The following is an 18110-nucleotide window of genomic DNA, read 5'->3' as shown; positions in this document are numbered from 1 at the left end:
CGCCCGTCGCGTCACCACCGGCTGCGGGCCTCGGGGAGGGGAGCCGGACCATGACCGCGCGTCGGAGGACCCGTTGGAGAGCCGTGCGGGCGGGGGCCGCCCTGCTGGCCGCGGGGCTGCTCGCCGGGTGCGGTCTGCTGGGTACGGAGCCGGAGCCGGACGCGACCACGGACGGCCGCCCCCGTGACGCCTCCCCCTCCCCCTCGTCGGAGCTGAAGGACACGCCCAAGTCCCCGGCCCTGCCCGCCGCCCTCACCTCCCAGCGCCCCGACTGGAAGCGCTGTACGGCCCCGCCCAACGGCCGGGCGCCCGGCTCCGGCTGGCGCTGCACGAGCGTGCAGGTGCCCCTGGACTACAGGAAGCCGTCCGGGGAGACGATCTCCATCGCGCTGATCCGCAAGGAGGCCCGCGACAAGGACCGGCGGATCGGCTCGCTGCTGTTCAACTTCGGCGGCCCCGGCGGTTCGGGCGTCGACATACTGCCGCGCGCGGCCGGTTCGTACGGGAAGCTCAACTCCCGCTACGACCTGGTGGGGTTCGATCCGCGCGGGGTAGCGGCCAGCTCCGGGGTGCGGTGCCGCACCGACGAGGAGCAGGAGCAGGCCTTCCGCACGGTGGACCTGACCCCGGACACGGCGGCCGAGGAGGCGGCGTTCATCGAGGACGGCGCGGCCTTCGGCGCGGGGTGCGAGCGCCGCTCGGGCACGGTCCTCCCCCATGTCGGCACGTCCAACGCCGCCCGCGACCTGGACCTGGTCCGCCACGTGCTCGGTGACGACAAGCTGTCGTATCTCGGCTTCTCGTACGGTACGGAGCTGGGCGGGACCTACGCGCACCTCTTCCCGCACCGCGTGGGGCGGGTCGTCCTGGACGCGGTGGTCGACCCGACGGCCGACGGCATCGGGCACGCCCGCAACCAGGCCACGGGGTTCCAGCGGGCCCTGGAGAACTACCTCAAGGACCGCGGCCAGGACCCGAAGGCGGGCTCGGAGCGGATCGCCCGGCTGCTGGCCCGGCTCGACGGGAAGCCGCTGCCGACCTCGTCGGGGCGTGAGCTGACCGAGTCCCTCGCCATCACGGGCATCGTCACGCCGCTCTACTCGCGGTACAACTGGCCCGAGCTGACGGCCGCCCTGGACGAGGCGGAGAAGAAGGGCAGGGGCGACGGCCTGCTCCGGCTCGCCGACTCGTACAACGGGCGCGACGAGAGCGGGCGTTACGACACCCAGGCCCACTCCCAGCGGGCGATCTCCTGCGCCGACTCCAAGGCCCGCCCCACGGTGGACGAGGCCCGCGCGCTGCTGCCCGAATTCCGCAGGCTCTCCCCGGTGTTCGGGCCGTTCCTGGCCTGGGACACGGCGGGCTGGTGCGCCCAGTGGCCGGTCGACGGGGAGCACGAGAACCCGGAGACCAGTGCGCCGGGCGCCGCCCCGATCCTGGTCATCGGCACGACAGGCGACCCGGCGACGCCGTACGAGGGGGCGCAGCGGATGGCGGACGAGCTGGGCAAGGGCGTCGGCATCATGGTCACCAACAAGGGCGAGGGGCACGGGGCGTACGGGGAGAGCCCGTGCGTGACCTCGACCGTGGACGCGTACTTCCTGGACGGGAAGGTTCCGGACGACGGCCTGACCTGCGGGTGACGCGCACGCAGAAGGGGCCGGTCCACACCAGGTGGACCGGCCCCTTCCCCGTACGACGAGCAGGACTACAGCGGCACGGGCAGGCTCTAGTAGACCGGCTTCTCGGGCTCGATCTGGTTGACCCAGCCGATCACGCCGCCGCCCACGTGCACCGAGTCGGCGAAGCCCGCCGACTTGAGGACCGCGAGGACCTCGGCGCTGCGGACACCCGTCTTGCAGTGCAGGACGATACGGCGGTCCTGCGGGAGGTCCTGGAGGGCGGTGCCCATGAGGAACTCGTTCTTCGGGATCAGCTTCGCGCCCGGGATCGAGACGATCTCGTACTCGTTCGGCTCGCGGACGTCGATGATCTCGATCTTCTCGTCCCCGTCGATCCACTCCTTGAGCTGCTTGGGAGTGATCGTGGAGCCGGCCGCCGCCTCCTGGGCCTCCTCGGAGACGACGCCGCAGAAGGCCTCGTAGTCGATGAGTTCGGTGACGGTCGGGTTCTCGCCGCAGACCGCGCAGTCGGGGTCCTTGCGGACCTTGACCTGGCGGTACTGCATCTCCAGGGCGTCGTAGATCATCAGACGGCCGACCAGCGGGTCACCGATGCCGGCGAGCAGCTTGATCGCCTCGGTGACCTGGATCGAGCCGACCGACGCGCAGAGCACGCCCAGCACGCCGCCCTCGGCGCAGGAGGGGACCATGCCCGGCGGCGGGGGCTCCGGGTAGAGGCAGCGGTAGCAGGGACCGTGCTCGGCCCAGAACACCGAGGCCTGGCCGTCGAAGCGGTAGATCGAGCCCCAGACGTACGGCTTCTTCAGCAGCACGGCGGCGTCGTTGACCAGATAGCGGGTGGCGAAGTTGTCCGTGCCGTCCACGATCAGGTCGTACTGGGCGAAGATCTCCTTCACGTTCTCGGCTTCGAGCCGCTCCTCGTGAAGGACCACGTTGACGTACGGGTTGATGCCGAGCACCGAGTCCCTGGCGGACTGCGCCTTGGGCCGGCCGATGTCGGCCTGGCTGTGGATGATCTGGCGCTGCAGGTTCGACTCGTCGACCTCGTCGAACTCGATGATGCCCAGCGTGCCGACCCCGGCCGCGGCCAGGTACATCAGGGCCGGTGAGCCGAGACCGCCGGCGCCCACACAGAGCACCTTCGCGTTCTTCAGGCGCTTCTGTCCGTCCATCCCGACATCCGGGATGATCAGGTGGCGGGAGTACCTGCGGACCTCGTCGACGGTGAGCTCAGCGGCTGGCTCGACCAGGGGTGGCAGCGACACAGGAACCTCAACAATGCAGGTGGTCGGATTTACGTACATCGACTGCGCGTACATCGACTACGTACGGTTGTTCTTCCGGTAACACTGCCACGCCCCTTCTCATTCCGAGATACCGGGTCCGATCCGCGAGACGATTTCGTCCCAGTACCTGGGCAGCGCCGCGAATGGATCGGTTTGTCCGCTCCGTCCGTCGGCGCTCTGTCCGCCCCGGTCCGTGAAGAAGATCGTCCCGGCGCCCTGCCAGCGGGCGATGCGCATCGCCTCGTCGAGATGGGTGCGGGGCACCCCGTGGACGAAGTGCGCGAACCGGCTCGGCGGATAGTCCGCCGTCCACTCGGCCACCTGCGACCAGCGGTAGTCGGTCCACGGGCCCTGGAAGGTGACCAGTTGGTCGGCCGCCTCCGCGTAACCGGGGTGGGGGTGGGTGCCGTGGCCGAGGACCAGGCGACCGCCGTCGTCCGCGCTGTCGCTCTCCGCCAGCAGCGCGTGCAGGGTGCCGGTGAGCCGCCGGACGGCGGGCAGCTCGGCCCGTTCGGTGGGGCAGCGGGCGAGATAGAAGCCGCCGACCCGGTACCAGTCGATGAAGGACCGGGCGTCCGCGATCAGCTCGTCGAACGGCCGCCCGCCGTGGGCCAGATCGAGGTGGCCGACGAGCCGGCCGCCGCAGGCGCGTACGGAGTCGTCCGGCTCCTCGCCGTGCAGGGCGCGCTCCCGGGCGTTGCGGAGCCGCCCGGCCACTTCCAGGCAGTGCGGGTCGGGCCGGGTGCCGGGGCCGCCCGCGATGTTGAGGACGGCCCAGTGGAGCGGGGTGCCGGGGCGGACCAGCTCGGCCCACTCGGCGGGGGCGAGCAGCGGGTGGGCGTAGCCGGGGACGCCGAAGCCGAGCTGTTCGCCGCCCGCGGTCCTGAGGGTGTCGGCGGAGGCGGTCAGATACGGCATGCCGCCTCCATCCAGATGTCCGCGAGCGACTCCTCCAGGTTGATCCGGGGGCGCCAGCCGAGCCGGTCCCGGGCGGTGCGGACGTCGGCCTGCTGCCAGGCCCCGCAGCCGTCCGGGTAGGGGGACGGGGTCGCGGAGAGGTGCTCGATCACCGACTCGGCGGAGGTGCGCGGGGCGCCGATGGGGAGGCGCGGAGGGGGCGAGTCCAGTTCATGGAGTGCGCCCGCGTACCCGGCGACCCTTGCCAGTACGGCGGCGGCGTCCCGGAGCCGGACGGCCCGCCCGGTGCCGATGTTGACGACGCCCTGGGCGGCGGAGAGCGAGGCGGCGTGGACGGCCCGCGCCACGTCCCGTACGTCGACGAAGTCCCGCTGCACGCCGAGGCCGCTGAGCTTCAGCTCGCCGTCGCCCGCCTGCATGGCCCGGCGCATGGCCTCGGCGAGCCGGCCGAGCGGGGAGCCGGCGGGGGTGCCGGGGCCGACGGGCGAGAAGACCCGGAGCACGACGGCGTCGAGGCCCGAGCCGAGGACCAGCTCGGTGGCGGCGAGCTTGCTGACGCCGTACGGACCGCCGGGGCGCGGGATGGCGTCCTCGGCGGTGGAGGAGCCGGGCTGCGAGGGGCCGTACTCGGAGGCGCAGCCGACCTGGACGAGCCGGGCCCCGCAGCCGCTGCGGCGCAGGGCCTCGCAGACGGTGGCGACGGCGACGGTGTTGTGGCGGGTCAGCTCCCGGGCGCCGCCGCGGGTGGCGCCCGCGCAGTTGACGACGACTCCGGGGTGGACGGCGTCCAGGAAGCGGGTGAGCGCTCCCGGGCTGCCGCCCGCGAGGTCGAACCGGACGTCGGCGTCGTCGCCGCGCCCGAGGGCCGTGAGGTGGACGGCGGGGTCGGCGAGCAGCCGGTCGGCGACGAAGCGGCCGAGGAATCCGTTGGCTCCGAGCAGCAGCACCCTCATCGCGCACCGCCTCGGTGCCGACGGCGGGCTGCCGGTGCGGGGGACTGGGGGGTCATGGCGGGTTACTCCTTGGTGGATCGGTCGGTCTGGCGGGGTGAGGCCCGCGGCGTCGGCTCCGCGGGAGTGGTGCGGTGGTGCGGTTCGGGGGGGGTGGCGGTTTCGGGGGTACGGGGGCGGGGCCGGTCAGGTCCTCGTATGGGCGGAGGCCCGGGACAGGGCGGCGGAGGCGTGGACGAGCAGGCCGAGCGCCGCCGCGCCGCAGGCCAGGGCGGGGACGGCGCCGGTGCCGCCCGCCTGGACGAGCGCGTGGACGGGCCGGGCCAGCGGATCGAGGCCGGGGAGCCGGGCGGCGAGGACGAGGGCGGGGGCCGCGGCCTCCACGGCACAGGCGGCGGCGAGCGCGGCGGCGCCCGGTCCGGGCAGTCCGTGGGCGGCCAGCAGCCGGGCCAGGAAGAGCAGCACCCCGAGGGCGGCGGCCGCGACCGGCGTCCCGGTGCCGCCGAGGCCGAGATCGGCCAGGTGCAGCAGGGGCAGCAGGGCGCAGAGGAAGAGGGCGACGGCCGCCAGGAGCAGGGGGCGCACCCCCGCGCCGAACTCGTCCAGTGCGCGGCTTCCGTGGAGTTTGCGGCGGGCCCGCACGGTGAAGAGGTGCGCGCACCAGGCGGCCGGGGCGATGGCCGCGGCGAGCCCGAACAGCGGGGCGGGCGCCGGCTGCCAGGGCCCGTCCGGGCCGCCGCTGATGACCTGGGCGATCAGCTCCTCGCCGTACACCGCGAAGCTCAGGAGCCAGCAGGCGTACAACCCTGCGCGCCCCGCTCCTTCGGGGGCGCGCAGGGGCCCCCGAAGGAGGCAGAGCCGGAGCGCCAGGCAGGCCAGGAGTGCGCCGGTGAGGACCACGGCGGCCCGCACTCCCCCGCCGAGCGCCCCTTCGGTGAGCCGGAGCACCCCGGCGGTGGCGAGGCAGGCGGCGCCGGGCAGCAGCGCGAGCAGCGTCCACCCGGCGCGGGCCCCGCCATCCGGGTGCGGGGCCGGGGCCACCGGGGGCGGGGACTCGGCGGGCCCGGCCGGGGTGCGGGCGTACAGCTCCTCGGCCAGCGCGAAGACGTCCCGGTGCCGGTAGCGGGCGGCGGTCCGGTCGGTGAGCCCGTGGGCCTCCAGACCGGCCGCGATCTCCAGCGGGCTGACGGCCCGTTCGCAGAGGGCGCGGTGGTGGTGCATCAGCGACTTCACGGGGTCGGCGGTCCCCCGGCGCGCGGGACCGGGGTGCCTGCGCTGCCCGACGCGCGCCGGGATCTCGGCGGGGCGGAGGGGGGTTGGGGTCGGGGCTTCCGTAGCCCCGGCGGTGGACGGGGTAGGGCTGGGGCCGTCCGTAGCCCCGGCAGCGGGCTCGGCGGGCTGAGCAGGCTCGGCGGGCTCAGCCGCAGGCCCGGCGGCGGGCGGGGTGGGGTCGGCCGCAGGCCCGGCGGCAGGCTCGGCAACGGGCGAGGCGGGGTCGGCAGGCACCGTGATCCCTTCTCCCTGTTCGGGGCGGGTCGGTCGGTCACGCATCGCCGTCCCCCGGTCCACGGTCGGCGGCCGCACAGACCCGCACGCGCTCCCGCATCTGCTCCGGCGCACACCCTCGCGCCCCGACCACCGCGCGCTCGTCCGCCGGTTCCGGTTCACGCCCCGTCGCCCTGACGGCTGCGCGCTCGCCGACCGCTTCCACCCGCCCCTCCCCGGCCCCGGCACGCGTCTCAGCCGCCGCAGGCTCCCCGGCAACCACCGTCTCCCCCGCGCCCTCCCCCACCGCACACTCCGGCCCGTCCGCCGCCACCACCGCGACACCGGCCCGGTCCGTGCCGGTCGCCGCGGCGCGGGGCCGGGTCCAGGGCCCGGGGAGGCGGGCCTCCGGTGGGGTGGCGAAGAGGAGGGGGGCGCCGTCGGGCTCCCGACGGACCGAAGCCTGCGAGATCAGCTCCAGGTAAATGCCGCGAAATGCCGCGAGGTTCTGTTCGACGGCGAAGAGTTCGAGCGCGCGGGCCCGCGCCGCCGCCCCCAGGCGCGCCCGGCGCTCCGGGTCGCGCAGCAGCGCGATGCAGGCGTCCGCGAGCGCCCGGGGGTTGCGCGGGGGGACGACCAGGCCGGTGCCGCCGATGACCTCGACGACGGCACCGACGTCCGTGGAGACCGTGGCCCGGCCGCAGAACATCGACTCGACGAGGCCGATCGGGAAGCCTTCGACGACGCTGGAGAGGACGGCCACACCGCCCGCCGCGTAGGCCTCCGCGAGGTCGGGGATCTCGGGGCCGCCGATCTCCTCGAAGGTGACCGGGCTGACGCCCTCGGCGTGGGCGCCGGGGGCCTCGTCGGGGAAGAGCTGGGCGGCCAGCGCCCGGCAGTGCGCGAGGTACGTGGCGGCCTCCTCGCCCTCCGCCGGGGCGCCGAAGATCCGCAGCCGGGCGTCCGGTTCAGCGCGGCGGACCTCCGCGAAGGCGTGGAGCAGGGCGATCAGGTCCTTGGCGGGCTCGATCCGGCCGGCCCAGACCAGGGTGTCCGGGCCGCCCTTGTCGTCGTGCTCACCGACCCGGGCGAACCGCTCGGCCGCCATGCCCGGATAGACCGTGCGCTGCTTGGCCGGGTCGGCGCCGCACCGCTGCTGCCAGCGGCGTACGTGGGTGTTGCCCGCGACGACGAGCGCGGCCTGCCGGTAGACCTCGGCCGCCAGCAGGGCGTGGAAGCGGGCGAGGAGGGCGCGTACGGGAGCGCCGAAGGGCGCCTCCGGCGCGGCCAGGTAGTGCGCGCGGAGCTGCACGCCGTGCTCGGTGACGAGCAGGGGCACCCCGAAGAAGCGTTTGGCCAGCAGCCCCGGAATCGCGGCCGCCCCGCCCGAGGCCGCGTGGCAGAGGTCGACCGCACCGAGGCCCTCGGGGTCGTACCAGTCGAGCGAGAGCGGGCGCAGGAGGCGCTCCAGCTCGGCGGCGAAGGCGAGGTGGTCCACGACGGTGGCGCCCCGCACGATGCGGCCGGCGCCCCGGGCGCGGGAGGCGGCCTCCAGGATCCGTACGGTGGCCTCGGAGCGCAGGGCGAGGTGGAGTCCGCCGCGCTCGCGGGCCAGCTCGGCCAGGCCGTAGAAGCCCTCGGTGAAGAGTTCGGCGCCCGGCGCCCCGTCGGCGGCCGGGTCGGACCCGGCCTCCTCGGTGGCGCAGACCGCGGTGGCGAGCGCCGTCAGGTGGGCGGCGAAGCGCCTGCGGTCGCGCCGCCCATAGGAGACGCCTCCGCCGGTCACCAGCCGGGCCAGCAGGCCGCGTTCACCGCTGCCGCGCGGGGTGCCGTCCTCCGGTGTCCAGAGCGGTGCGGTCCGCACCCGGCCGACGTGGTGCGGCAGCCGGACCCAGCCCTGGTCCTCCTGGTCGGCGGAGCGGCTCAGTGCGAAGAGGTCGAACTCGTGCTGCGGCAGGCCGTGCACCAGCCGGTCGCACCAGAGCCTGGACTCACCGGTCGCATACGGGTAGCCACCCTCCGTGAGCAGTCCGATCCGCACGAGCACACCCCCGATCTCCCTTGTGGGCAGCCGCCGTTGGAACGGCGACTCGCAGCGGGACGACCGTAAGCGGATACGCCGGTGGCGCGACGGACGGTTGTCCGTCGCGCCACCGGAAGGGGTGAATGCACGTAACTTTCGCCGCGGCGTCGCGTTCTGTTGCGATAGAGTCGCGCTTCGTCACGCGGAGTCATCATCGAAGGCTCCGGAGAGCGCCTCGGCAGGCGGATCCCCCGTCAGGCGGCGCGGCGGGCGCGGCGCCCGCGAGACGCGCGGTCAGCCCCCGGGGTGCACCCAGGGGTTGGCCCGGCAGGCCACGCCGTTGATCTCCAGGGTCTTGGTCTGCTGCTGCATCACCGGGGCGAGGGCGCCCGGGGTGGCGCAGTTCACGTGGTTGTGGCCCAGGCGGTGGCCCACCTCGTGGTTGATCAGCATCTGCCGGTACTCCAGCATCAGCTCCGGACCGTAGGTCTCGGCGCCGCGCGCCCAGCGGAAGGCGTTGATCATCACGCGCTCGGTGGCGGCCGAGTCGCAGGAGACGTTGTCCACCGTGGTGTCCAGGCCCGACTTGGCGCACCAGACGCCCGTGGTGCCCGGGCTGGCCAGGGTGATCACGAACTCCGGCTCGCCGGAGGAGATCCGCTCGAAGGTCATCGCCCCGCCGTGCGACCAGCTCCGGTCGTCGTTGAGGGTCTCCTGGACCGCCCGCGCGAACACCGAGGAGTCCAGCGGCAGCCCCTTCTCCACGTCGATCCGGTAGCGGACCGTGCGCCCGGTGCCCGGCGCGCGGTCCGCTCCGGGCACGGCCTCGAACTCCCCGGAGCCCTCCAGCCCGGGGTCGATCTCGAACTGGGAGGCCATCAGCTGCTCGTAGCCCGGCGGCTCGGCGGGCTGCGACGGCCGGGTACCCGCCTCGGAGGGAGTGGGCCTGCCCTCCGAGCGGTCCGGCCGCACCTGCTCCGCACCGCGCTCCTGCCCGGCGGACTGGGCCCCGATCTCCTGCGGGCCCCCGTCGGCCACCTGGCCCGCCACGACGACCGCGAGCACGGTGGTGACGGCCGCCGCGGCGATCCCCGTCGCGGTCCGGCCCCTGCCACCGCGGGCGGGGGGCTCGGCCCCCTCCGCCGGGTCGGCCGCCCCGGCAGGGGGGCCGCCGCCGGGGCCCGCCTCCCGGCGGACGGCGCCGGGGTCGTCGAAGGCCTCCAGGAACTCCTGCCGCGGGCCCGGTATCCGGGGCGCGGCGCCCGTCGCGGGCGGCGCGAGGGTGCGCTGCCGCGGGCCCGCGCCGGCACTCCAGTCCTGCGGCCCGCCCCAGCCTCCGCCCGCCTCGCGGTGCTCGGGGTGGCCGCCCCGGACGCCGTCGGCGCCCGGCGCGGGGGCCTGCACCCCGCCGCGGCGGCGCCTGCCGGTGCCGGGCCGGTCGGCCGCGGCGGCCTCCCGCGCCCCGGTGTCGGCGCCCTGGGGCGCGGGGCCCTTGCGGCTGTGTCGTCCCACGCCCCGGATCAGCTCCCACCGCAGTCGTCGAGCAGGCCCCGCACGGCCTGGGCGACCGCCTCGGGGTACTCCATCATCGCAACGTGCCCGGCCTCCGGGAGCGTCAGCAGCCGGGAGTCCCGGAAGGCCGCCGCCGCCTTGCGCGCCATACGGTACGAGACGAGGCGGTCCCTGCGCCCGTAGACGAGCAAGGTGGGGGCGAGCACCCGCTCGGCCTGCCGCCACAGGCCGTGCTGGCCGCCGAGGGTGTAGGCGTCGACCAGGCCCCGCGCCGACCTGGACATCGCCTCCCAGAAATAGGGGAGGCCCATCCTGCGCTCCATCTCGGCGACGGCGTCGCGCAGGGCCTCGTCCGTCACCCGTCCGGGGTCCCCGTAGCAGAGGGCGAGCACCCCCCGGGTGCGCTCCTCGGCGGACCAGCCCGCGGTCGCGCGGGTCAGGAGCCGGGCCGTGCCGGGCATCGCCAGCAGCGCCGTCGGGACGGCGGTGCGCTGCACCCGCAGCTCGGGGAGGGCCGGCGAGACCAGGGTGAGGGTGCGCACCAGGTCGGGGCGGACGGCGGCGACCCGGGTGCAGACCGCGCCGCCGAGCGAGTTGCCGACCAGGTGCACGGGGCCGCGGCCGGAGGCGTCCAGGAGCCGGACGACGGACCGGGCGTGGCCCCGGACCGAGTAGTCGCCGTCCTCGGGCGGCGGGGAGACGCCGAAGCCGGGCAGGTCGACGGCCTCGCCGTCCAGCACGTCCTGCAGCAGCGGCATCAGCGCCGACCAGTTCTGGGAGGAGCCGCCGAGCCCGTGCACGAAGAGCGCGGGGGGCGTCCCGGCCGGGGCGGGCGGACGGGCGCGGACGTTCAGCGTCAGGCCGGGCAGGGCGACGGAGCGCAGCTCCTCCCCCTCGGCGACGCGGACCCCGGAATCCGGGGCCGACGCCCTGCCGACCGCGGGGGCTCCCGGCAGCTCGGTCGAAGACATGCGGGCAATGTTACGAGACGATCACGCCCGGCCCGGTGTGTCGGGCGTCACAGCCCGCACGCCCACCGCATAGCGCCCGGGTTCCACAGCTCCTAGGCTCGTAGGCATGGGGGCGCATTCCAGGGAGAGCGGTGCGGCATGACAGTCGATCCCACTGAACCGGAGACCTTCACCCAGAACGGCGACTCCGCCGCCGAGGACTCGGAGGTGCCGGAGGCGGACGCCGCGGAGCAGCACACCGAGGTCCGCTCCGAGCGGGACGATCCCGTCGACCGCACCGACCCCGCCTCCTCGAACGAGGCGGACGCGGCCGAGCAGGCCCGTGTGGTCTCGCTCGACGAGGACGACTACCGGTGAGACGGCCGCCCGCGAACGGGGGGCCGGGGTGTTCCGGCCGCCACGGTTACCGCCGGTATGTCCCCCGGCCGCCGGTCGGGCGGCTTCCACGGCTGTCCGGTCCGTGAAATTCTGCGTCCGCACCACGCGCCCGGTCATTACCGAAAAGTACGATGGCGGGCGCGGCGCACAGCGCACACGGAACGATCGACTGTGCTTGTTCACCACACTGGGAGGCGGCGTGACAGCCATCGAGCAGACAGAGGCGGCGCGCCCGCGGGGCACCCGCCTGCCGCGCCGAGCCCGCAGGAACCAGCTCCTGGGCGCGGCCCAGGAGGTCTTCGTGGCGCAGGGGTACCACTCCGCCGCCATGGACGACATCGCCGAGCGGGCGGGCGTCAGCAAGCCCGTGCTGTACCAGCACTTCCCCGGGAAGCTGGATCTCTACCTGGCCCTGCTGGACCAGCACTGCGAGGCGCTGCTGCAGGCGGTGCGGACGGCGTTGGCGTCGACGACCGACAACAAGCTGCGCGTCGCGGCGACCATGGACGCCTACTTCGCCTACGTCGAGGACGAGGGCGGCGCCTTCCGGCTGGTCTTCGAGTCGGACCTGACCAACGAGCCCGCGGTGCGCGAGCGCGTGGACCGGGTGTCGCTCCAGTGCGCGGAGGCGATCTCGGAGGTCATCGCCGAGGACACGGCGCTGTCGAAGGACGAGTCGATGCTGCTCGCCGTCGGCCTCGGCGGCGTCTCGCAGGTGGTCGCCCGGTACTGGCTCTCCAGCGGCTCCGCGATCCCGCGGGACACCGCGGTGCAGCTGCTGACCTCGCTCGCCTGGCGCGGCATCGCGGGCTTCCCGCTGCAGGGCGCCGAGCAGCACTGAGCGCTGTTCGCTCCTGGCGTGGGCGCAGGGCGCCGGAGGGCCCGGCCAGCGGGCTAGTGTGTGCTGCGTACGGCGCGGTTCACCGCGCAACGCACGGACCGTTCGGAGGGACATAGCCGTGGAGATCAAGATCGGCGTGCAGCACGCACCCCGGGAGATCGTGCTGGAGAGCGGGCAGTCCGCCGAGGAGGTCGAGCGCGCGGTGGCCGATGCGCTGGCCGGCAAGGCGCAGCTGCTCAGCCTCATGGACGAGAAGGGCCGCAAGGTCCTGATCCCGTCGGATCGCCTGGCCTACGTCGAGATCGGCGAGGCGGCGGCGCGGCGCGTGGGCTTCGGCGCCCTGTAGCACGCGGCACACGGCGAAGGGGGTCCCGCGGAACGGTCCGCGGGGCCCCCTTCGCCGTGCCCGGGGACGGCCGGACGGGGCCGCGGCGCGGTCCCGGGCGGGCGGTTCGAAACGGCCCGATCCGGGCTCGGCGCGCCTCCGGCGAAAGGGGCGCGCCGTGTCCGCCGGGAGAGGGTTGTGGCCGGTGCGCCCCGGGTAGGACCGGCAGTGACCGACCGTCCCTGCCCGACACCGGCGTGAGGTGATCTGACGTGCTCCTGGAAGCGCTCGGTTCCATCCTGATCGGCCTGGCCCTGTCCTGGGCCGCGACCCGCCGCCTCCCCGAACGCCTCCCCTCCCGCCGTGCGGTCTTCACCACCGGCACGCTGGGCACGCTCTTCGGCGCCTACGTCACCCATGTCGCCGTCGGCCCCGGCAACGCGGTGGCCGTGCTGATCGGCTCCGCGGCGATCGGCGCCGTCCTGCTCTCGCTGCTCGTGCGCCCGTCAGGGTCGGCGCGGCGGCTGCACCGCGCCTTCCCCTTCTGAGTCCGGCCGGCGGCCGAGCCCTGCCCGGCGGGCGGTTCTTCAGGCGAGGCGGCCACGCGGCCGGGGCGTCCTGCGGGAGCCGCCCGGCCGGTGGTTCAGGCGGCGAGACCCAGCGCCGCCATCCGCTTGGTGTGCGCCTTGGTGATCCGGGAGAACATCTCCCCCACGGCCGCGAGGTCGAAGCCGTCGGCGACCCCGCCGACCAGCATCGTGGACAGGGCGTCGCGCTCGGCCACCACACGCTGGGCCTGGGAGAGCGCCTCCCCCATGAGCCGCCGGGCCCAGAGGGCGAGCCTGCCGCCGACGCGCGGGTCGGCCTCGATCGCCGCCCGGACCTTCTCCACGGCGAAGTTGCCGTGGCCCGTGTCGTCGAGCACCGCCAGCACCAGGGCGCGGGTGTCGCCGTCCAGCCGGGCGGCCACCTCCCGGTAGAAGTCGCTGGCGATCGAGTCACCGACATAGGCCTTGACCAGGCCCTCCAGCCAGTCGGACGGCGCGGTCTGGCGGTGGAAGTCGTCCAGGGCCCGGGCGAACGGGGCCATCGCCTCGGTGGGCTCGGTGTCGATCGCGGCGAGCCGGTCCCGCAGCCGCTCGAAGTGGTGGAACTCCGCGGAGGCCATCTTCGCCAGCTCCGCCTTGTCGCCGAGCGTGGGCGCCAGCTTCGCGTCCTCCGCGAGCCGCTCGAAGGCCGCCAGCTCCCCGTAGGCGAGGGCGCCGAGGAGGTCCACGACCGCGGCGCGGTACTGGGGGTCGGCGGAGGCCGCGGCCCAGTCCTGGGCGGCGATCCCGGTGTGTTCAGTGGCGTTGTCAGGGCTCTCCATGGAGCGCACAATAGCCCGCCCGTCCGGCGGGTGAAGGGGCTGGTCAGCGATGCCCCCAGCACATCCGTCGGGAATTCGTCCAACACAGATGCGCGATTTGGGGGTACAGTGGTAATGCGCCTGCTGAGCATCAGCGTCAGCTGCCTCTGCTCGGTGGGCCGTCTCATGAATGAGGATGCCCGGTCGGTGGCCCGATCGGCTCCGACCCGCCCGCCCTCCACGCGGTCCGAGTGCACTCGTGCGCCGGGTCGCAGATGAGGGGCCCTCAGCGGCATGACGCTCGAGCGACGGCAGTGGTCCCGCACCGTCCGGCCAATCCAGGGTCGGCCCTGCACCCGGCTGCGGTACGACCCCCATCGTTCGCCTCGTGCCGCGTCTCACAGAAGAGGCAACACCCTGACTACGCAGACCACGACTTTCCGGGATCTCGGGATCCTCCCCGAGACGGCCGAGGCCCTCGAGGCCGTCGGCATCGTGTCCCCGTTCCCCATCCAGGAGCTGACCCTCCCCGTCGCGCTCTCCGGCACCGACGTGATCGGCCAGGCCAAGACCGGCACCGGCAAGACGCTCGGTTTCGGCCTGCCGCTGCTGGAGCGCGTCACCGTCCCCGCGGACGTCGAGGCCGGCCGCGCCGGACCCGAGAAGCTCACCGACGCGCCGCAGGCGCTGGTGGTCGTCCCCACCCGCGAGCTGTGCACCCAGGTCACCAACGACCTGCTGACCGCCGGCAAGGTGCGCAACGTCCGCGTCCTCGCGATCTACGGCGGCCGGGCCTACGAGCCCCAGGTCGAGGCGCTGAAGAAGGGCGTCGACGTGATCGTCGGCACGCCCGGGCGCCTGCTGGACCTGGCCGGGCAGAAGAAGCTCGACCTCTCCCATGTGCGGGCGCTCGTGCTCGACGAGGCCGACGAGATGCTCGACCTCGGCTTCCTGCCCGACGTCGAGAAGATCATCCAGCTGCTCCCGGCACGCCGCCAGACCATGCTCTTCTCGGCGACCATGCCGGGTGCGGTCATCGGCCTGGCCCGCCGCTACATGTCGCAGCCGACGCACATCCGCGCCACGGCCCCGGACGACCAGGGCGCGACGGTCGCCAACATCGCCCAGCACGTCTACCGCGCCCACTCGATGGACAAGCCGGAGATGGTCTCCCGCATCCTCCAGGCCGAGGGCCGGGGGCTGGCGATGATCTTCTGCCGGACCAAGCGGACCGCCGCGGACATCGCCGACCAGCTCGCCCGCCGCGGCTTCGCCTCCGGCGCCGTCCACGGCGACCTCGGGCAGGGCGCGCGCGAGCAGGCCCTGAGGGCCTTCCGCAACGGCAAGGTGGACGTGCTGGTGTGCACGGACGTGGCCGCGCGGGGCATCGACGTCGAGGGTGTGACGCATGTCGTCAACTACCAGTCGCCCGAGGACGAGAAGACCTATCTGCACCGCATCGGCCGGACCGGCCGCGCCGGGGCCTCCGGCACCGCGATCACGCTGGTCGACTGGGACGACATCCCCCGCTGGCAGCTGATCAACAAGGCCCTGGAGCTGGACTTCAACGACCCGGTCGAGACCTACTCCACCTCGCCGCACTTCTACGCGGAGCTGGGCATCCCCGAGGGCACCAAGGGTGTCCTGCCCCGGGCGGAGCGCACCCGCGCCGGGCTCGCGGCGGAGGAGATCGAGGACCTGGGCGAGACGGGCGGCCGCGGCCGCCGGTCCGCCGGACCGGCGGTCCGCGAGGAGCGCCCGGCCCGCACGCCGCGGCAGCGGCGGCGCACCCGGGGCGGCGCCGAGGTCGCCGCCGGGACGGTTCCCGAGCAGGGCGGCGGCGAGCAGCCGGCCGAGCCGCGCACACCGCGCCGCCGCCGTCGCACCCGGTCCGGTGCCCCGTCGGCGGGCGCGGCCGTGGCCGAGGCCGCGGCTCCCGCGGAGGGGATCACCGTGGAGGCGGACGAGGCCGCCGTGGCGGCTCCGCGCCGTCGGCGGGCCCGGGCGGCCGAGGCCGTCGCCGAGGCCGCGGTGCCCTCCGCGGCCCCGGAGGCCGAGACCGCCCCGGCGGCCGAGGCCACGCCGCGGCGGACCCGCACCCGCAAGACCGCCGCCAAGGCCACCGCGCCCGAGGCCGCCCAGCCGGCGACCGGGGCGGAGCCGGAGGCCGCCGAGGCCACGCCGCGGCGGACCCGTACCCGCAAGGCCGTCGCCAAGGCGGCGGAGGCCGCTCCGACCGCGGATGCGGCCGAGGCCGCCGAGGCCAAGCCGCGGCGGACCCGCACTCGCAAGACCGCCGCCAAGGCCACCGCGCCCGAGGCCGCCGAGCCGGCGACCGGGGCCTGAGCCCGCGGCAGTGCGCCGAGCGAACGCCCCGCCCCTCCCGGGCGGGGCGTTCGCCGTCCCCGGCCCTCCGGCCCGTGGCCCCGCACCCGCTCCGCGGTCCGGGCGCACCGGCACGCTAGCCTCTGGCCATGAGCCGCCCTCCCACCTTCGTTCCGCCGTCCTGCGCCCGCTCCCTGCGCCTGGCCACCTCCCGCGGCGAGTTCGCCGTCCTCGACGCGCGCCCCTCGGGGGAGCCGCGGGGGACCGCACTGCTGCTCCCGGGGTACACCGGGAGCAAGGAGGACTTCATCGCCCTGCTCGCGCCGCTCGCCGGGGCGGGCTTCCGCGCCGTCGCGGTGGACGGGCGCGGCCAGTACGAGACCGGCGGCCCCGCCGACCGGGAAGAACCGTACGCCCAGCAGGAGTTGGCGAGCGACGTACTCGCCCAGGCCGCCGCGGTCGGCCCGGGGGTGCATCTGGTCGGGCACTCGCTGGGCGGGCAGATCTCCCGCGCGGCCGTGCTGCGGGACACCTCCCCCTTCGCCAGCTTCACCCTGATGTCCTCCGGGCCCGCGGAGGTGAGCCCGGCCCAGCAGGAGAAGGTCGAGCTGCTCGCCGGCGCCCTGGCCGTGATGTCGATGGACGAGGTATGGACGGCGATGCAGACCTTCGAGGGCTCCGCGCCCGAGGACGCCGCCGAGGGGACCGACGGCGACCGCGAGGACCTGCGGCGGCGCTGGCTGCTCCACAGCCCGGCGCAGCTCCTGGCCACGGGGCGCCAGCTGCGCAGCGAGCCCGACCGCACTCAGGAGCTGGCGGCGGTCGGGCTGGCACTGCACGTGCTCTCGGGTGACGAGGACGACACCTGGCCGATCGGGCTGCTCGACGACATGGCCCTCCGGCTGAAGGCGGCGCGCACGGTGGTCGACGGCGCGGGGCACTCCCCCAACACGGACCGCCCCGAGGAGACGGCGCGGGCGCTGGTGCGCTTCTGGGAGGGGTGCTGACGGCCGTCCGCAAGGCCGCGGAGGGCCGCCCCCGGGATGCTCAGAGGGCGGACTGGAGGCTCCCCCAGAAGCCGTCCCGCAGCGCCCGGCGCAGCATTCCCTGACCGCGCAGGGAACTCCCGAGCAGCCGCTCCGCCTCGACGAGGAGCTCCTGGTCGACGGGGCCCGGCAGATAGGGGTGCCCGGGGAGCAGCGCGGACAGCTCCGCGGCGTCCCGCTCGGCGGCCCAGGCCGCCGCGATCCTCGCGCCGGTGGTCCGCACCTCCTCGCGCGAGGGCGGGGGGCCCTCGGTCTCCAGGGTGGTCACGGGGCGCCTGCTGACGTACGGGCGGCAGAAGTCGGCGTCCAGGACGCGGCGGCTGTCGGCCTCCCAGCACAGCGGGTCGGCCTGGTTGCGGCCCTCGGCGGCCTCGATGCCCCACAGGTGGACCCGCACACCGTAGCCCTGGGCCGCCTCGACCGCCGGGACGAGGTCCTCGTCGCCGCCGACCAGGGCCGCGTCGCTGATGGCCCGGTGGCGGGCGAGGGACTCCAGGTCGCCGCGGATGAGGGAGTCCACGCCCTTCTGCTGGTTGTTGGCGTTGAGGTTGCCGAGGCGGACCTTGACGTCCGGGAGTTCGGCGATGGCCTGCTGCTCGGGGGTGTGGACGCGGCGCCGTGCGCCGTCGTACCAGTAGACGCGCAGCAGGCGGCTGTCGCCGAAGACGCCGCGCGCGGTGTCGATGAGGGCCTCGATCAGGCCGCCGGCGTCCAGGTCGCATGCGCGCCGGTCCTCGGTACCGGCGACCAGCAACCCGGCCGAAGCATGGACGTAACCGGCGTCCACGAAGATGGCATGTGTCGAGGGACTTCTGGCGACCTCGACGAGCATGCGCCGCAGGAGCTCATCGGTGTGCTCCAGGCGGGCGGCGAGTTCGGCGGTGTCGGTGCTGATACTGCGGGCGTCGTCGTTCATACCGGCCCCATTCTCCGCGCCCGGGACGCTACCCGCTAGTAGTTAGGCGTCCGAAAAATTTCCTTAGCGTAGGGAATGTTTGCAGGATGCATCGCGTTGTAGAGACCTGGACACGGACGGAGAATTCCGTCTGTCAGCAGTTC

16 protein-coding genes are annotated in these 18110 nt (G+C 74.8%); 7 read left to right on the top strand and 9 right to left on the bottom strand.

Annotated features, from left to right (window positions below; all coding sequences use genetic code 11):
* Positions 1-50 precede the first annotated feature (50 nt).
* Complete coding sequence (locus tag ACGF15_RS27080) at positions 51-1643, top strand: alpha/beta hydrolase (RefSeq protein WP_392802698.1); 1593 nt, start codon at positions 51-53, stop codon at positions 1641-1643.
* Between the two features lie 86 nt (positions 1644-1729).
* Here the strand turns inward: ACGF15_RS27080 and moeZ are convergent, their stop codons facing one another.
* The 7 genes from moeZ to ACGF15_RS27045 form a co-directional block, all read right to left on the bottom strand.
* On the bottom strand, positions 1730-2908 hold the full coding sequence (gene moeZ, locus ACGF15_RS27075; RefSeq protein ID WP_019765891.1) for an adenylyltransferase/sulfurtransferase MoeZ: 1179 nt from the start codon (positions 2906-2908) through the stop codon (positions 1730-1732).
* A 99-nt stretch (positions 2909-3007) separates the two neighbouring features.
* On the bottom strand, positions 3008-3847 hold the full coding sequence (locus ACGF15_RS27070; protein WP_392802694.1) for a phage tail protein: 840 nt from the start codon (positions 3845-3847) through the stop codon (positions 3008-3010).
* The gene (locus ACGF15_RS27065) at positions 3835-4800 is read right to left on the bottom strand and encodes an NAD(P)-dependent oxidoreductase (protein ID WP_018489149.1); all 966 of its coding nucleotides are present in this window, start codon (positions 4798-4800) and stop codon (positions 3835-3837) included. The genes ACGF15_RS27070 and ACGF15_RS27065 overlap by 13 nt, the downstream gene beginning before the upstream one ends.
* A 183-nt stretch (positions 4801-4983) precedes the next feature.
* Positions 4984-6348, bottom strand: a complete 1365-nt coding sequence (locus ACGF15_RS27060) for a hypothetical protein (RefSeq protein ID WP_392802691.1) — start codon at positions 6346-6348, stop codon at positions 4984-4986.
* Positions 6341-8323 carry a DUF3492 domain-containing protein gene (locus ACGF15_RS27055; RefSeq protein WP_392802705.1) on the bottom strand — a complete coding sequence of 661 codons (1983 nt, stop codon included), beginning with the start codon at positions 8321-8323 and terminating at the stop codon, positions 6341-6343. Before ACGF15_RS27055 ends, ACGF15_RS27060 begins: the two co-directional genes overlap by 8 nt.
* Positions 8324-8599: 276 nt before the next feature.
* Complete coding sequence (locus ACGF15_RS27050) at positions 8600-9817, bottom strand: DUF3152 domain-containing protein (RefSeq protein WP_392802688.1); 1218 nt, start codon at positions 9815-9817, stop codon at positions 8600-8602.
* Positions 9818-9825: 8 nt separating this feature from the next.
* Positions 9826-10788, bottom strand: coding sequence for an alpha/beta hydrolase (locus ACGF15_RS27045; RefSeq protein WP_345612824.1), 963 nt, complete (start codon positions 10786-10788; stop codon positions 9826-9828).
* 138 nt (positions 10789-10926) lie between these two features.
* Here ACGF15_RS27045 and ACGF15_RS27040 point away from each other — a divergent pair, with 138 nt between their 5' ends.
* The 4 genes from ACGF15_RS27040 to ACGF15_RS27025 all read left to right on the top strand — a co-directional run bounded on the left by ACGF15_RS27040 (position 10927) and on the right by ACGF15_RS27025 (position 12880).
* Positions 10927-11145 carry a hypothetical protein gene (locus ACGF15_RS27040; protein WP_256524660.1) on the top strand — a complete coding sequence of 73 codons (219 nt, stop codon included), beginning with the start codon at positions 10927-10929 and terminating at the stop codon, positions 11143-11145.
* A gap of 220 nt (positions 11146-11365) precedes the next feature.
* Complete coding sequence (locus ACGF15_RS27035; RefSeq protein WP_345612822.1) at positions 11366-12007, top strand: TetR/AcrR family transcriptional regulator; 642 nt, start codon at positions 11366-11368, stop codon at positions 12005-12007.
* A gap of 118 nt (positions 12008-12125) precedes the next feature.
* Entirely contained in the window at positions 12126-12353 is a 228-nt protein-coding gene (locus ACGF15_RS27030) for a DUF3107 domain-containing protein (RefSeq protein ID WP_345612820.1), read from the top strand.
* 251 nt (positions 12354-12604) lie between these two features.
* Positions 12605-12880: a hypothetical protein gene (locus tag ACGF15_RS27025; protein ID WP_256524663.1), complete on the top strand. Its 276-nt coding sequence runs from the start codon at positions 12605-12607 to the stop codon at positions 12878-12880.
* A gap of 95 nt (positions 12881-12975) precedes the next feature.
* Here the strand turns inward: ACGF15_RS27025 and ACGF15_RS27020 are convergent, their stop codons facing one another.
* Positions 12976-13701, bottom strand: a complete 726-nt coding sequence (locus ACGF15_RS27020; protein WP_345612817.1) for a ferritin-like fold-containing protein — start codon at positions 13699-13701, stop codon at positions 12976-12978.
* Positions 13702-14175: 474 nt separating this feature from the next.
* Between ACGF15_RS27020 and ACGF15_RS27015 the strand changes: the two genes are divergently transcribed.
* The gene (locus ACGF15_RS27015) at positions 14176-16026 is read left to right on the top strand and encodes a DEAD/DEAH box helicase (protein ID WP_392802682.1); all 1851 of its coding nucleotides are present in this window, start codon (positions 14176-14178) and stop codon (positions 16024-16026) included.
* A 128-nt stretch (positions 16027-16154) separates the two neighbouring features.
* Entirely contained in the window at positions 16155-17012 is an 858-nt protein-coding gene (locus ACGF15_RS27010) for an alpha/beta fold hydrolase (RefSeq protein WP_392802679.1), read from the top strand.
* Positions 17013-17052: 40 nt separating this feature from the next.
* Here the strand turns inward: ACGF15_RS27010 and ACGF15_RS27005 are convergent, their stop codons facing one another.
* Complete coding sequence (locus ACGF15_RS27005; protein WP_345612811.1) at positions 17053-17967, bottom strand: NYN domain-containing protein; 915 nt, start codon at positions 17965-17967, stop codon at positions 17053-17055.
* Positions 17968-18110 lie beyond the last annotated feature (143 nt).

The sequence above is a fragment of the Streptomyces sp. NPDC048001 genome (assembly GCF_043203115.1).
In the GTDB taxonomy this organism is placed as follows: domain Bacteria; phylum Actinomycetota; class Actinomycetes; order Streptomycetales; family Streptomycetaceae; genus Streptomyces; species Streptomyces sanyensis.
This window is presented reverse-complemented; position numbering and strand designations above follow the sequence as displayed.

Bases quoted from the DNA above. Each gene is read 5' to 3' on its own strand.
- ACGF15_RS27080 (WP_392802698.1), top strand. From the start codon at position 51: ATGACCGCGCGTCGGAGGACCCGTTGGAGAGCCGTGCGGGCGGGGGCC.
- ACGF15_RS27070 (WP_392802694.1), bottom strand. From the start codon at position 3,847: ATGCCGTATCTGACCGCCTCCGCCGACACCCTCAGGACCGCGGGCGGC.
- ACGF15_RS27065 (WP_018489149.1), bottom strand. From the start codon at position 4,800: ATGAGGGTGCTGCTGCTCGGAGCCAACGGATTCCTCGGCCGCTTCGTC.
- ACGF15_RS27060 (WP_392802691.1), bottom strand. From the start codon at position 6,348: ATGCGTGACCGACCGACCCGCCCCGAACAGGGAGAAGGGATCACGGTG.
- ACGF15_RS27045 (WP_345612824.1), bottom strand. From the start codon at position 10,788: ATGTCTTCGACCGAGCTGCCGGGAGCCCCCGCGGTCGGCAGGGCGTCG.
- ACGF15_RS27040 (WP_256524660.1), top strand. From the start codon at position 10,927: ATGACAGTCGATCCCACTGAACCGGAGACCTTCACCCAGAACGGCGAC.
- ACGF15_RS27020 (WP_345612817.1), bottom strand. From the start codon at position 13,701: ATGGAGAGCCCTGACAACGCCACTGAACACACCGGGATCGCCGCCCAG.
- ACGF15_RS27010 (WP_392802679.1), top strand. From the start codon at position 16,155: ATGAGCCGCCCTCCCACCTTCGTTCCGCCGTCCTGCGCCCGCTCCCTG.
- ACGF15_RS27005 (WP_345612811.1), bottom strand. From the start codon at position 17,967: ATGAACGACGACGCCCGCAGTATCAGCACCGACACCGCCGAACTCGCC.